This is a genomic window from Cellulomonas sp. zg-ZUI22, assembly GCF_017353535.1.
Lineage (GTDB): Bacteria > Actinomycetota > Actinomycetes > Actinomycetales > Cellulomonadaceae > Cellulomonas > Cellulomonas wangleii.
This window is the reverse complement of record NZ_JAFMUZ010000001.1, coordinates 92,878-106,636: the sequence shown is the minus strand read 5'-3', so window position 1 is coordinate 106,636 and position 13,759 is coordinate 92,878. Positions and strand designations below refer to the sequence as shown.

Sequence of the window (13,759 nt, the reverse complement as noted above, 5' to 3'; positions counted from 1 at the left end):
CGGTCAGCGTGCCCGAGCGCGCGCGTCGAGCTCCTCGTGCGGGACCACGAACCCGCCGGCGTCGACGACCGTGCCGCCGGCTGCCCGCCACAGCGTCGCCACGACGCGCGCGATGCTCGGCGTGACGCGCTGCCGGGCGATGACGTGCAGCGGCGAGGGGTGCGCCTGGTCCAGCTCGTGCGGGTCGTGCGGCTGCCACGTCACGCGGTACGCCCACGGGCCGTGCTCGCGCCAGTCGAGCGTCGACAGCACGACGGGGACGTCCCGGGAGCGTGAGCAGCCGAGCTGCAGCGTGCCGTCGTACTCGTAGGTGGCGGTCAGCGCGAAGCCCTCGCCGGCACCACCCGGCGCCGGCGGCGTGAGCCGGCTGCCCGCCAGTGCGGGCCGCACCAGGGGCAGGACGTCCGCGGTGCTCAGCGGCACGGCGGACCACAGCGTCAGGTCCACGGCGGACGCCGGGTCGGGCACCACGGTGCGGTCGCGCGCCGCGGGCAGGATGCCGCCGGCGGTGCGCCGCGCCACCGCCGTGGCCCAGCCCGTCACCAGGTCGGGCGGGAGCGTCGCCCCGGGCACGGGGGACGCCGGCAGCGCGTAGAGGTCGCTGTCCTGCGGCGGCAGGGTGAGCGCCCGTGCCTCGGCCGCGTCGACGGGGTACGGGCCGACGACCTCGACCGAGCCGTCCAGGCTCAGGGCGCCGGCCGTGCGGACGGGTGCGACCGCGATGCCGCGGAACCGCGCACCGGTCATCGGCCGGGCGGCGGCCGCCTGCGCCGCGGAGACCGGCTCGCGCGCCCAGAGCGCCGAGGGGAACCAGGCGCGGGCCAGTGGCAGGAGGTCCGTGCCCCGGGGGACCGCGAGGACGTGGCTGCCGTCGAGGGCCGCGAGAACCGCGGACGGTCCGGTCATGGCCGGACAGTAGCGGGCGAATGCTGCAGGCGTGTTTCGGCGGTCGCCCGCCCGGGGATCCCGCGGCGAGGGGTCAGGCGCGCACGTCGTGCAGGTGGTGCACGACGTCGTGCAGGAAGTACTGGCCGAGCGTGCGGACGGTGAACTCCGACCCGTTGCTGCGCCGGCCGGTGCGCTCCCACGCGTCACCGCCGACCGCGTCGAACCGGTCGGCCGTCACCGCGGCGGCGGCGGCGAGCTCCTCGGCCACGACCACGGGGTCCTGCAGGTCGTAGCGGTCGTCGAGCGCCGTCGCGTCCTGGTCCCAGTTGTCGAACGGCGGGTCGTCGTGGTCGAGCATCAGCTGCACCCGCTCGCCGAACAGCCGCATGACGTCCCGCACGTGGGCGCCGTACTCCAGCGGCGACCACACGTCCGCCGCGGGTCGCACGTGCGCGTCGTCGCGGTGCAGCGCGGAGACCCACCGCGGCACGAGGTCGCGGACCGTGCCGCCGATGCCCGCGGGCTCGACGTCGGAGGCGGCGAACCCGCACTCCGGGCACCGCTCGCGCAGCACCCAGGTCCAGTCCTTGCCGTCCGGCGCGATCGCGGGCGGCAGGGTCGTGCCGGGCTCGGGATGGTGGTCGGTGTCCACGACCGCCACGCTAGCGGCACCCCACGAGGGTGGGAACCGCCCGGTTCGTCACGTGGATGCCCGTCGTCCCGACCGGTGATGGTCGGGCGACGCGCCCCCTCCCGCGCGCCGCCCGACCGGGCATCGGGGGCGACGGGCTCCCACGAGAGGCGTCGCCGTCGATGCCACCGGCGCCGACGTTAGCCGGACGACCGTTGCACGACCGTTGCACGACGAGATCCGTCACGGCGCGCGCCACGACGACCCGGCAGGGGGCGGACCCGCTCGTCAGCGGGGGTGCGCCGGGGATCGGTGCACCCGATCTCACAACCGCTTCGACGGCGCTGTGAGGGGGTCGTGACGCGGGACGACGACGAAATCCGTCGTGCGTGGCTGCGGGGCGCGGCGCCGGGCGGGTCGGCGGCGGGCGCCGTGCTCAGCGCAGGGTGCGGTTGAGCTGCGCGAGGCGGGTGTGGGCGCGCAGGTGGGCCGCCGACCCGATGGGCGCCACGCGCGCGAGCGTCTGCCACGCCTCCCAGTCGTCCGCGCCGGGGTCGCTCGCCGTCCAGCGCGCGACGAGACCCGGGTCGCCCGACGCGAGCGTGGCGGCGCGCACCTCGTCCTGCACCGTCGCCCGCACGCGCTCGACGCCCGGCGCGGTGGACCGCGGCAGCACCGAGCCGGCGTAGGCGCTCAGGGCGCCCGCGACGTCCCCGATCGCGAGCGCGTCCCGTACGGCGTCGACGTCGGTACGCAGCGGCGCGGTGAGCCGGTAGGGCCGGGACTCGGACAGCAGCGGCCCGACCAGGCGCCGCAGTCGCGAGATCTCGGCGCGCACCGTGACCTCGGACAGCTCGGACTCCGACAGCAGCACCGCCAGCTCGTCCCCGCGCAGCCCGGCGGGGTGCTCGGCGAGCAGCAGGAGGATCTCCGCGTGGCGGCAGGTCAGGCGGCGGCGGCCCGCGGGCGTGTGCAGCGTGCCGCCCTGGGTGCCGAGCACGGCCAGGCGTGCGCCGGGCGGTGCGCCCGCGCCGGCGGTGAGCGTGGCCTCCACGGCCGCGACCGTCGCGCGCACGAGCGCCAGGGCCATCCACGAGGCGGCGTCGTCGCGGCCCGTGACGTCCAGCACTCCCAGCAGCCGCCCCTCCGGGTCGTGCACCGGCACCGCGGCGCAGCTCCACGGGTGCACGACGCGGGCCCAGTGCTCGGTGCCCAGCACCTGCAGCGGCCGCCGGGTGGCCAGCGCGGTGCCGAGCGCGTTGGTGCCCACGGCGTCCTCCCGCCACGCGGCGCCCTCGACGAACCCGACGCCGTCGAGCTCGCGGCGCACCGCACGGTCGCCGTCGACCCACAGCAGCCGGCCCGACTCGTCGCTCAGGGCGGCGACCCAGTCCGGGCCGGGCTCCACCAGCAGCCGACGCACCGTGGGCACCGCACCCGACAGGGGGTGGGTGCTGCGCAGCTCGGCCAGGTCGGACCCCGCGACGTCGACGGGTGGCGTCGGCAGCTCCGGGTCGACGCCCACGCGACGGCTGCGGCGCCAGGAGTCGGCCACGACCGGCCGCACCTGGCGGCCGGGGTCGTCGCCGGAGACCACGAACCGCTCGTGGGCCGCCCGCACCACCGAGACGCGGCGCGTGCCGTGCTCGTCGAGGTGCCAGTCCCCGGGACGCTCCGCGGGGATGGGACCCGGCACGGCCGTGGCGCGCGCGCGACCCGCAGGAGGGCCCTCCTGCGGGTGGTGGGCGTGTCGGCTCATCGCGTTCGGGCTCTCGTCGGGCGGGGTCGTCCAGGTGACGCTGAGGCATTGTAGGCGAAAGCGACGAACCGTCGTGAGCAATGTCACACTTTGGCCCGTGTCACCCCTCTTCCCGGACGGTCTTCCTGACAGGATGTGTCAGGATGTCAGCATGCCGAAGATCATCGGGGCCTCGCTGCACGAGCACCGCGAGCAGACACGCCGCCGGCTGTTCGAGGCACTGTCGACGCTCATGAACGAGCGGGGCTTCGACGCGATCACCCTGGCCGACATCGCCGCCGCGGCGGGCGTGGGACGGACCGCCGTCTACAACCACTTCCCCGACAAGGAGGCGCTGCTCCTCGGTTTCATCACCCACGAGACCGAGCAGTACGCGGCCGGCCTGCAGGCGTCCCTCGACGACATCGACGACCCCGTGGACCAGCTGCGCGCCTACGTGCGGGCCCAGGCCTCGCTGACGCGGGTCTACCACGTCGCCCCCGGGCCGGAGCTGCGTTCCGTGCTCTCGCGCGGCGCCCAGCAGCGCGTGCGCGAGCACGTCCTCGTGGTCGAGCAGATCCTGCGCCGCATCCTCGCCGCCGGCATCGCCTCCGGCGCGTTCCCGGACCAGGACCTCGACACGACCGTCCCGCTCGTCAACGCGTGCCTGACCGGCCGGGGCCTGCCCGACGGCGGGCCGGAGCGCGAGCACGCGATCGCGCAGACCGAGGCGTTCGTGCTGCGCGCCGTCGGTGCGCGCGCCGCGGTGCCGGTCTGAGCGGGCAGCGGGGCCGCCGCGCCGGGGGGCGTGACGCGGCCGGACGCGGTGGTGCCGGGGCAGCCCGGGACGGTGGCGGCGGGCGCGGTGCTGCCGGTCGGGACGGTGGGGGAGCGCGCGCCGGCACCGGGCGTCCCGGCGCGAGCCGTTCCGGCACCGGTCGTGGCGGTCGCGCCACCGGTCGCGGGGACCGCGGGCCGTACGGGGACCGTCGTCCCGCGCGCGGCGCGGCCCCGGCACGCGAGCCGCTGACGTCGGTCGAGCTCACCTACCTGCCCGGCCTGCGGGACGTGCTCGCCGCCGAGGTCGCCGAGGCGCTGCCCGGCGCCCGCGGTCTGCGCGACGTCCCGGACCGGGACGACGCCCTCGCACTGGGCCTGCCCGGACCGCTCGCCGCGGTGACCGCGCTGCGCACCGCGGTCGCCGCGTGGGTCGTCGTGCACCTCGACGTGCCGCGTCCCCGGTCCTTCACCAGCCCCGAGCACCTGACCCGGATCGTCGACGCCGTGTACGCGTCGCTGCGTGTCGCCGGCTCGTCGACCTTCCGGTTCGAGGCGGCCGGTGCGGACTCCGCGGTCTTCGCGCGGCTCGCGGGTCTGCTGCACGAGGCGACCGGGCTGCGGCACGACCCGGAGGCGGGCGACCTGGTGGTGCGCGTGCGTCGCGGGCCGCGGCGGGGCGACGTCGACCCGGGGTGGGACGTGCTGGTCCGTGTCGGTCCCCGTCCGCTGTCCGCGCGCACGTGGCGCGTCGCCGACTTCCCCGGGGCGGCCAACGCGACGATCGCGGCGGCTGTCGCGCGCCTGGCCGGTGTGCACGACCAGGACCGGGTCCTGAACCTGATGGCGGGCTCGGGCACGCTGCTGGTCGAGCGGCTGCTCGTCGGTCCGGCGGCGGCGGCGGCGGCCGTCGACCTCGACCCGGCGGCGCTCGACGCCGCGCGCGCCAACCTCGAGGCGGCGCGGCTGCTGACGCGCCCGCCCCGTCCGGTCCTGCTGCGGGCCGACGCCACGGACGCGGCGGCGCTGCTGGACGTCGTCGGCGAGCCGCTCGGCGGTGCGGCCGACGTGGTCCTGGCCGACCCGCCGTGGGGCACGCTGCACGGCTCCCACGCCGACGCCCCCCGGCTCCACGCGGGCCTCCTGCGGGCCGCGCACGCCGTGAGCGCGCCCGGTGCCCGGCTGGTGGTGCTGACGCACGAGGTCAAGGTGATGGACCGGGTGGTGCGCGAGGCCCCGGACCTGTGGACGCCGCGCTCGGTGACGCGTGTCTACGCCAAGGGACACCATCCCCGCATCCACGTCCTCGACCGTCGGTGACCGGGTCGCGGCGGCCCCGGTGACGGGGTCGCCGGGCCGTCGGCGCTGCCCTCGCCTGGGACGCACGTCCTGCTGAAACGCTTAGCACTCTCGCGCTGCGCAGGGTGAGGCCGCACGGTGGTCGAGCCCTCGTGGCGCCCTGTCGTCCTCGGATCGCATCGTTGCGATCCGCCCGGGCGAGCGCGGACGGGGCTCCGTCGTCACCGACCCCCCAGGAGACATGCATGTCCATCCTCACCCGGAGCAGCAGCCGGTTCGGCCGGCTCGCCCGGCTCGCCCTCGCCGTCCCCCTGGCGGTCGCGGCCACCGGCCTCGTCGCCACGTCCGCGTCCGCCCACGGGTCGGTCACCGACCCGGCGTCCCGCAACTACAGCTGCTACGACCGGTGGGGCGACGACCACCTCAACCCGGCCATGGCGCAGCAGGACCCCATGTGCTGGCAGGCGTTCCAGGCCAACCCCAACACCATGTGGAACTGGAACGGTCTGTACCGTGAGGGCGTCGCCGGCCGGCACGAGGCCGTGATCCCCAACGGCCAGCTCTGCTCCGGCGGCAAGACGCAGAACGGTCTGTACGCGTCGCTCGACACCCCGGGCCCCTGGACGATGACGAACGTCCCCACGTCGTTCACGCTGACGCTCACCGACGGTGCCAAGCACGGCGCGGACTACATGCGCATCTACGTCTCGAAGGCGGGCTTCGACCCGACGACGGAGGCGCTCGGCTGGGACGACCTCGACCTCGTCAAGGAGACCGGGCGCTACGGCACCACGGGCCTGTACCAGACCGACGTGAACCTGGCGGGCCGCTCCGGCCGCGCCGTCCTGTTCACCATCTGGCAGGCCAGCCACCTCGACCAGCCGTACTACCTGTGCTCGGACATCAACATCGGTGGTGGCGGCGGCAACCCCGGCCCGACGCCCACGCCGACCCCGTCGGTGACGCCCACGCCGACCCCGTCCGTGACGCCCACGCCGACCCCGTCGGTCACGCCGACCCCGACGCCGTCCGTCACCCCCGCGCCCACCACGGCACCCGGCGGGGCGTGCACGGCCACGGTCAAGGCGGCCAACACGTGGTCGGGCGGCTGGCAGGGTGAGGTCGTCGTGACCGCCGGTTCGGCCGCGATCAGCGGCTGGAAGGTCACGGTCGGCGGCGCGACGATCACGCAGGCGTGGAGCAGCACGCACAGCGGCGGCGTCCTGACGAACGCCGACTGGAACGGCTCCCTGAGCGCCGGCGCCAGCACCACGGCCGGCTTCATCGCCTCGGGCGCCCCCGGCTCGCTGACGGCTACCTGCACGACGGCCTGACGCATCCCCCCGCCGGCACGCGCCGGCGGCAGCACGACCCCGCGGGGGCACGACCCGCGGGCGGCACGGCCTGACGGCCGGGCACAGCCACCCCTCCGGCTGCGCCCGGCCGTCGCACGTCCGGGGTCGGCCGACGGGCTGTCGGGCTCCCTGGACGACCACCGGTCGGTGGGGGACGGTCGACAGGGGGTCGACGTGCTTCCCCAGTGGTCTGCGGGTGCGTCGGGCGGGCCGGTGACCAGCTGGTGGCGGGTGCCTTGCGCGCCGGTGCGCGTCGGGGAGGATGTGCGCGTGACGTCGACCGCTGCCCCCCGTCTGCCCCGTGTGCGCGCGTCCGAGCTGGTCGGACGCGGCTGGCTCAACACCGGGGGCAAGGACGTGACCCTCGCCGACCTGCGCGGCAAGGTCGTCGTCCTCGACTTCTGGACGTTCTGCTGCATCAACTGCCTGCACGTCCTGGACGAGCTGCGGGAGATCGAGCAGCGGCACCGCGACGTGCTGGTGATCATCGGCGTGCACTCGCCCAAGTTCGTGCACGAGGCCGACCCCGTGGCGCTCGCGGCCGCCGTCGAGCGGTACGAGGTGCACCACCCGGTGCTCGACGACCCGGACCTGGTGACGTGGCAGGCGTTCACAGCGCGGGCGTGGCCGACGCTCGTCGTCATCGACCCCGAGGGGTACGTCGTCGCGCAGATGGCCGGCGAGGGGCACGCGCACGCCGTCGAGACGCTGGTGCGCGAGCTGGTCTCCGAGCACGAGGCGAAGGGCACGCTGCACCGCGGCGACGGCCCGTACGTCGCGCCGACGCCGCAGCCGACGACGCTGCGGTTCCCCGCCAAGGCGCTCGAGCTGCCGGGCGGCACGTTCCTCGTCGCCGACGCCGGGCACCACGCGCTCACCGAGGTCGCGGCGGACGGCGAGACGCTCGTGCGGCGCATCGGGTCCGGCGAGCGCGGGCTCGTCGACGGCGGGCCGGACGGGGCGCGCTTCAGCGAGCCCAACGGCCTGTGCCTCGTGCCGGGCGAGCTGCGTGAGCGGCTGGGCTACGACGTGCTCGTCGCCGACACCGTCAACCACGCGCTGCGCGGCGTGCGCCTCGCCGACGGGCACGTCACGACCGTCGCCGGCACCGGCGAGCAGTACATGGTCGGAGCGGTCGACAACGTCGCACCGTTCGAGGGCGGCCCCGCGCACCCGGCCGAGCAGGGCGTCGGCGACCGGTGGCCGGCGCGGCAGGTCAAGCTGTCCTCCCCGTGGGACGTCACGTGGTCGCAGCCGCTGGCCGCCTTCGTCGTCGCCATGGCCGGCAACCACACGCTGTGGTCCTTCGACCCGGAGCAGGGGTCGATCACGCGCCTCGCCGGCACGATGAACGAGGGGCTCGTGGACGGCGCGCCGGCGCAGGCGTGGTTCGCGCAGCCGTCGGGGCTGTCGGTCGACGCCGCCGGCCGCATCTGGCTCGCCGACGCCGAGACGTCCGCGCTGCGCTGGGTCGACCCGGCGGACGCGTCGGCCACGTCCGTCGTCGGGACGGGCCTGTTCGACTTCGGCCACCGCGACGGGGCGGCCGACCAGGCGCTCCTCCAGCACCCGCTGGGTGTCGCGGCGCTGCCGGACGGCTCCGTGCTGGTCGCCGACACCTACAACGGCGCGCTGCGGCGGTGGGAGCCGGGCGAGGGGGACGCTCCGGGCACCGTGACCACGCTCGCGACCGACCTCGCCGAGCCCAGCGGGCTCGTCCTGCCCGCGGGCGACACCGACCACGTGCTCGTCGTCGAGTCCGCGGCCCACCGCCTCACGCGCGTGCCGCTGCCCGCCGGTGCGGGCACGCAGGTCGACGGCGGCGCGCACCGCACGCAGCGCCCGGTGACCGAGATCGGCGCGGACGTCGCGCTCGAGGTGGTGTTCCACCCGGCAGCCGGGCAGAAGCTCGACGACCGCTGGGGCCCGTCGACGTCGCTGCAGGTCTCGGCCACGCCGCCCGCGCTGCTGCTCGACGGCGGCGGGGACGACGTCGCGCTCACCCGCACGCTGCGCCTCGACCCGGCGGTCGGCGAGGGCGTCCTGCACGTGACCGCCCGCGCCGCGAGCTGCGACGCCGACCCGGCGATCGAGCACCCGGCCTGCCACCTGGCCGCCCAGGACTGGGGTGTGCCCGTGCGCGTGGTGGCGGGCGCCCCGGAGTCGCTGACCCTGCCGCTGCACGGCTGAACGGCTGCACGGCCGACCCCGCGGCCACGGCCGCACGGCTGACCCTGCCGAGGCAGGTCACGGCTCCGACGACGCGGTTCCGACGGCGCGGTTCCGACGGCGCGGCCCCAGGCGCGCGGGGTCTCAGTCCGTGCCGACGCTCTCGGGCGTGCCGGCGCCGTCGACGGCGATCGCGACGAGCGCGCGCAGCGCCGTCTGCACCTGCCGGCCGGTCGACGCCGCGGCGGCGACCGCCACCTCGACGACCCACTCGTCGCGCTCGACCGTCAGCAGGCGCGTCTCGGACGCGTCGGCGGGGCTGCCGCCGCGGGCGACGGTCGTGAACCTCTGCGACCCGGGCATGCGCTCGCGGACGGCCCACGAGTCGCCGCCCAGCGTCTCGGTCGCCGCCGCCGCGAACGCGCAGAGTCGCGGGACCACTGCCGGGGCCGCGGCGCCGATCGCCACGGCGCCGCCGGCGGTGAGCCGCTCGACGGCCTGCACCGGGTCGGAGATGGGCGGGGTGGTGCGGGCGCGGGCCCGTGCCCGGCGTCGCTTGGCCTGGTACTGCGCCTGGTCGGCGCGCCGGAAGAGGTGCCGGGCCTCGACCGAGCCCATGACGGCCGTCGACGCGACCCCGTAGGAGATCGCGGCGCCGTGCGGCAGCGGGAACTTCGCCACCGTGGTGGCCATGGCCGTCGCGACCACCTCGCGCGGCTGGGAGACCGTGACCAGGCAGAACTCGTCCCCGCCGATCCGCGCGGCGGTGGCGCCCGGGATCGCGTCGGCGGCGCGCCGCAGGACGTCGGCCACGGCCCGCAGCAGGTCGTCGCCCGCGTCGTGCCCCAGCTCGTCGTTGACGCGCTTGAGGCCGTCCACGTCGCACATGACCACGCACGTCTCGCGCCCCGACGCCAGCGCCGCCTCGGCGGCCTGGTCGGCCGTGCGCCGGTTGGCCAGACCGGTCAGCGGGTCGTCGGCGACGATGTGGCGCATCTGCTGCTCGAGGTCCACCCGGGCGATCGCCCCGGCGGCGAGCGCGGCCAGCACCTCGGCGGTCGCCACGTCGTCGACGTGGAAGAGCGGGGAGTCGAAGTCACGGACGACCGTGATCTGGCCCCACACGGCGTCGTTGACGACGACCGGCGCGGTCAGGGCGGACGCGGCGCCGACCTCCCGCAGCATCTCGACCTCGACGCGGTCGCCCGCCGACGTGTCACCGGGGCGCACGGAGCGACCGTGCGCGTCGAACGCGTGGGCCACCCAGCTCTCGCGGTTGCGCAGCAGGGCGCGCAGCGCCGGACGGTCGTCGGCCCGGTAGGTGGTGCTGAGGAACTGGTGCCAGCGCGGGTCGTTGCTCGGGGGGTCGAGGTGGACGACGCGGCTGGTCTCCTGGGTGATCCGGGCGACCGCGCAGGCGTCGGCACCCAGCACGTCGACGGCAGCCTGGGCGGCCGCCTCGACGACCTCCTCGACCCGGCGGCAGGCGTCGAACCGGTGCGCGGCCACGGCGAGGCCACGCACGCCACCGAGGTCGGCGGCCGACAGGCCACCCCGGTGCGCACCCTTCGCCGTCGCGGCCCTACGCGTCACGGAGCCCATCATCGGGCCTGCGCCCCCCTTCCGCCGAGCACGGTCCGTGAGAGGTCCGTGAGATCACTCGTCCGCGCCGTCGTCCCCCCTCGCCGGGAGGCGGCGCCGCCGCGACGTCCTCGAGGGGCACGGGCAGCCGTGGGACGAGTGTCCCACGTGCTGGAAACGTTTCAGAGGGTTGTCGCCCCGGCCGCGGGTCCGCACCCTGAACGCCACACCGCACCGTTCGGTGCCCGCCCCCCGCGGCGACCTACGCCGCTCGCGTGAGAGGGACCTCCATGCCCCGCACCCTGTCCACACGCCGCGTGCTCGGGGGTACGGCCGCCACCGCGCTCGTGGCCGCGGCGCTCGTCGCCGTGCCGACCGCCGCACAGGCGCACGGCGGACTGACCAACCCGCCGACGCGGACCTACGTCTGCTACACCGACGGCCTGGCCGGCGGTCAGGCCGCAGGCGAGGCGGGCAACATGAAGCCCACGAACCCCGCCTGCGTCAACGCCTTCAACGACAGCAACTACTCGTTCTACAACTGGTTCGGCAACCTGCTCGGGACCATCGACGGCCGCCACGAGACCATCGCCGACGGCAAGGTCTGCGGCCCGGACTCCCGGTTCGCCGCGTACAACACCCCGTCCTCGGCCTGGCCGACGACGCGCGTGACGCCCGGCCAGACCATGACGTTCCAGTACGCGGCCGTCGCGCGGCACCCCGGGTACTTCACCACCTGGATCACCAAGGACGGCTGGAACCAGAACGAGCCGATCGGGTGGGACGACCTCGAGCCCGCGCCGTTCGACCGGGTCCAGGACCCGCCGCTGCGCGAGGGCGGCCCCGCCGGCCCCGAGTACTGGTGGAACGTGAAGCTGCCGTCGAACAAGAGCGGCAAGCACGTCCTGTTCAACATCTGGGAGCGCACCGACAGCCCGGAGTCGTTCTACAACTGCGTGGACGTCGACTTCGGCGGCGGCGGCTCGATCCCCACCCCCACGCCCACGGCCACGCGGACCCCGACGCCGAGCCCGACGCCGACCCCCACCCGGACCCCGACGCCGACGCCGTCCGTGACGCCGACCCCCACCCCCACGCCGTCCGTGACGCCGACCCCCACCCCCACGCCGTCCGTGACCCCCACGCCGACGGTCCCCGCGGACTCGGTGTGCGAGGTCGAGGTGGACGTCACCAACGCCTGGCAGGGCGGGTTCCAGGGCAACGTGACGGTCTTCAACGCCACGATGGAGCAGGTCGACGGCTGGGAGGTGAGCTGGGAGTTCACCAACGGGGAGACCGTCCAGCAGGCGTGGAGCTCCACGACCACGCAGTCCGGCTCGACGGTGACGGCGCGCAACGTGGCCTGGAACTCGACGATCGGTCACCACAACGCGGTGTCGTTCGGGTTCATCGGCTCCGGGACGCCCCAGGCCGTGAGCGACGCGACGCTGAACGGCAACCCGTGCATCGTCCGCTGACGACCGTCCGCTGACACCGTCCGACCGACGACCGTCGGCCGGGCTGCGACACCGACGCGTCCGCACCCTCCGGGGTGCGGGCGCGTCGTCGCGCTGCGGACCCCCCGGCGCCGGACGGCGCTCCGGCCCGGCGCGGTCGCGGCGCGTCACCCCGTGCCGGGCAGGCCCCGTCCCTGGGTCGGGCGTGCGCGTTCCCTCCGACCGGTCCGCCCGAGGACGTGGTCCCGCGGGCGTCAGCGCCGCGCCGTGACCGGCCCCGTCGCGCGGACGTGCACGCTCACGCCGTGCACGCTCGACGGCACGCCCAGCCGTCTGGCGGACGCGTCGTCCCCCAGGACGCGGACCAGGACGCCGTAGCCGTCCGCCTCGGGGGCGATCCCGACCGCCGCCACCCCGTCCCGGCCGGCCAGGGCGGCCTTGATCTCGTCCTTGGCCCGGCGGGCCTCGTCGAGGTCGGCCACTGCACACCTCCCGCGCCGGTCGGGCGCGCGGCCCGCGGCCTGCATCAGGCGAGCAGGGTCGCGTCGAGCGCCTCGAGGACGGCATCGATCGGGTTGACGTACGTCAACCCGCGACCATTGTCACCCCCGGTCTCCGACCCGGCAAAGAGCAGTCCCAGGGCGACCCCGTCCTGGCGGTAGACCAGCGAGCCGGAGTCGCCCCCGCGGGAGAACGGCAGGCGTCCGGCGCCCTCGATCTCGATCTGGTCGTCGAACCGCAGGTTGCCCAGCTCCTCGCCGTAGCCGACGACCACGTCGTCGAGCTCGATCGCCGTGACCACACCGGTCGTGACGGCCGTGGTCCGCCCGATCTTGCCGACGGTCTCCCCGCCGAGCGCCCGGGCCGTGCGGGTGATGCGACCCACCGGGTAGGTGGGGTCGACGTCCTGCTCGTCGAGCAGGGCGACGGCCGCGTCGACCACCGCGGTGCACCCCGCCGTGAGCGGGACGGCGCGCGCGAGCGTCCCGACGCGGTCGCCGGGCGGCCGGCCACCGTCCGCCGGGCCGGGCTGCAGGACCGTGTCACCCGGGCGGGCCGCCGGCGAGCCCGCGAGCACGTGGTAGTTCGACAGCGCGTGCACCACGCCCCCGACCAGCACGAACGCCCCGAGAGTGCCCGCCGTGACGTCGACGTGCGCGATGGACACCCCCGGGCGCAGCGGGCGCACGCGGCCGGTCTCGCCGAGCGCCTGCGCCGTGACCACAGGCGGTCGGGGACCCGGCACGGCGGGTGCGTCCCCGCCGGTGGCCGCACCCAGGTCGGTCCCGATCCGGGTGCCGCCGAGGTCCGTCCCCGGGCCGGTGCCCAGGGTCACGCCGGGCTCGGTGCCGACGCCGCTGCCGACACCGCTGCCGGGTGAGCTCTCGGTGCCGTCCGTGTCCCCGCTCCCGGGGGTGTCCCCCAGCGGACGGATGCGGCCGGTGCGCCGCACGTCGACGGTGGTGCCCACCTGGCCGACCTCGTCGGCGACGCGGCGCGCGAGCTCGCGGACCCCCGGCACGTCCAGCCGGTAGCGCAGCGCGACACCGTACCGGCCGTCGCCGCGCGCCGCGAGGCCGACGGACAGCGGGGCCACGTGCACCCCGCTGGTCGACGCCCGGGCGTCCTTCGCGATCAGCTCGCGTGCCACCGTCAGGGCGTGCGCCTTGGCCTGCCGTGCCTCGTCCCGGTCCATGCGGTCCCCTCCGTCGTCGCCCCCTGCTGACGCCCGCGGTACGGCTGCGGGCGGGCGCCCATTGTGTCCGGGTGGTCCGACATGCGCCCCTCGTGCCCGCAGCACGGACGCAGCACGGGTGCACGCACGCCGACGCCCCGCCCGGGTGGACCGGACGGGGCGTGGCTC

General features: G+C 76.1%; 11 protein-coding genes. 5 read left to right on the top strand and 6 right to left on the bottom strand.

What is annotated here, in order from left to right; genetic code table 11:
• Positions 1 to 3: 3 nt before the first annotated feature.
• From J1G43_RS00535 to J1G43_RS00525, 3 genes are all read right to left on the bottom strand, one after another.
• Positions 4 to 906 (bottom strand): hypothetical protein, encoded by a 903-nt coding sequence (locus J1G43_RS00535; RefSeq protein WP_207340185.1) that lies wholly within the window; start codon positions 904 to 906, stop codon positions 4 to 6.
• A gap of 73 nt (positions 907 to 979) precedes the next feature.
• Entirely contained in the window at positions 980 to 1,540 is a 561-nt protein-coding gene (locus tag J1G43_RS00530; protein ID WP_207340186.1) for a DinB family protein, read from the bottom strand.
• Positions 1,541 to 1,955: 415 nt separating this feature from the next.
• Complete coding sequence (locus tag J1G43_RS00525; RefSeq protein WP_207340187.1) at positions 1,956 to 3,278, bottom strand: GAF domain-containing protein; 1,323 nt, start codon at positions 3,276 to 3,278, stop codon at positions 1,956 to 1,958.
• Positions 3,279 to 3,429: 151 nt separating this feature from the next.
• Here J1G43_RS00525 and J1G43_RS00520 point away from each other — a divergent pair, with 151 nt between their 5' ends.
• The 4 genes from J1G43_RS00520 (at position 3,430) to J1G43_RS00505 (ending at position 8,878) form a co-directional block, all read left to right on the top strand.
• The gene (locus tag J1G43_RS00520) at positions 3,430 to 4,035 is read left to right on the top strand and encodes a TetR/AcrR family transcriptional regulator (RefSeq protein WP_207340188.1); all 606 of its coding nucleotides are present in this window, start codon (positions 3,430 to 3,432) and stop codon (positions 4,033 to 4,035) included.
• 290 nt (positions 4,036 to 4,325) lie between these two features.
• Positions 4,326 to 5,354 carry an RNA methyltransferase gene (locus J1G43_RS00515; RefSeq protein ID WP_307859427.1) on the top strand — a complete coding sequence of 343 codons (1,029 nt, stop codon included), beginning with the start codon at positions 4,326 to 4,328 and terminating at the stop codon, positions 5,352 to 5,354.
• Positions 5,355 to 5,578: 224 nt separating this feature from the next.
• Positions 5,579 to 6,667 carry a lytic polysaccharide monooxygenase gene (locus J1G43_RS00510; RefSeq protein WP_207369615.1) on the top strand — a complete coding sequence of 363 codons (1,089 nt, stop codon included), beginning with the start codon at positions 5,579 to 5,581 and terminating at the stop codon, positions 6,665 to 6,667.
• A gap of 291 nt (positions 6,668 to 6,958) precedes the next feature.
• Entirely contained in the window at positions 6,959 to 8,878 is a 1,920-nt protein-coding gene (locus J1G43_RS00505; RefSeq protein WP_207377729.1) for an NHL domain-containing thioredoxin family protein, read from the top strand.
• A 123-nt stretch (positions 8,879 to 9,001) separates the two neighbouring features.
• On the opposite strand, the gene J1G43_RS00500 is transcribed toward J1G43_RS00505, so the two are convergent.
• Positions 9,002 to 10,459, bottom strand: coding sequence for a diguanylate cyclase (locus J1G43_RS00500; protein WP_242635254.1), 1,458 nt, complete (start codon positions 10,457 to 10,459; stop codon positions 9,002 to 9,004).
• Positions 10,460 to 10,728: 269 nt separating this feature from the next.
• Here J1G43_RS00500 and J1G43_RS00495 point away from each other — a divergent pair, with 269 nt between their 5' ends.
• On the top strand, positions 10,729 to 11,916 hold the full coding sequence (locus J1G43_RS00495; RefSeq protein WP_207377727.1) for a lytic polysaccharide monooxygenase: 1,188 nt from the start codon (positions 10,729 to 10,731) through the stop codon (positions 11,914 to 11,916).
• 233 nt (positions 11,917 to 12,149) lie between these two features.
• Here J1G43_RS00495 and J1G43_RS00490 read toward each other — a convergent pair whose 3' ends face one another.
• On the bottom strand, positions 12,150 to 12,377 hold the full coding sequence (locus tag J1G43_RS00490) for a hypothetical protein (RefSeq protein ID WP_242635520.1): 228 nt from the start codon (positions 12,375 to 12,377) through the stop codon (positions 12,150 to 12,152).
• A 44-nt stretch (positions 12,378 to 12,421) separates the two neighbouring features.
• A complete protein-coding gene (locus J1G43_RS18815; protein ID WP_242635180.1) occupies positions 12,422 to 13,591 on the bottom strand; it encodes a hypothetical protein in 1,170 nt (389 codons plus the stop codon).
• Between the last annotated feature and the right edge of the window lie 168 nt (positions 13,592 to 13,759).

Excerpts from the sequence above, each read along its gene's own strand:
- J1G43_RS00535 (WP_207340185.1), bottom strand. The coding sequence starts at position 906 with ATGACCGGACCGTCCGCGGTTCTCGCGGCCCTCGACGGCAGCCACGTC.
- J1G43_RS00525 (WP_207340187.1), bottom strand. The coding sequence starts at position 3,278 with ATGAGCCGACACGCCCACCACCCGCAGGAGGGCCCTCCTGCGGGTCGC.
- J1G43_RS00520 (WP_207340188.1), top strand. The coding sequence starts at position 3,430 with ATGCCGAAGATCATCGGGGCCTCGCTGCACGAGCACCGCGAGCAGACA.
- J1G43_RS00510 (WP_207369615.1), top strand. The coding sequence starts at position 5,579 with ATGTCCATCCTCACCCGGAGCAGCAGCCGGTTCGGCCGGCTCGCCCGG.
- J1G43_RS00500 (WP_242635254.1), bottom strand. The coding sequence starts at position 10,459 with ATGGGCTCCGTGACGCGTAGGGCCGCGACGGCGAAGGGTGCGCACCGG.
- J1G43_RS00495 (WP_207377727.1), top strand. The coding sequence starts at position 10,729 with ATGCCCCGCACCCTGTCCACACGCCGCGTGCTCGGGGGTACGGCCGCC.
- J1G43_RS18815 (WP_242635180.1), bottom strand. The coding sequence starts at position 13,591 with ATGGACCGGGACGAGGCACGGCAGGCCAAGGCGCACGCCCTGACGGTG.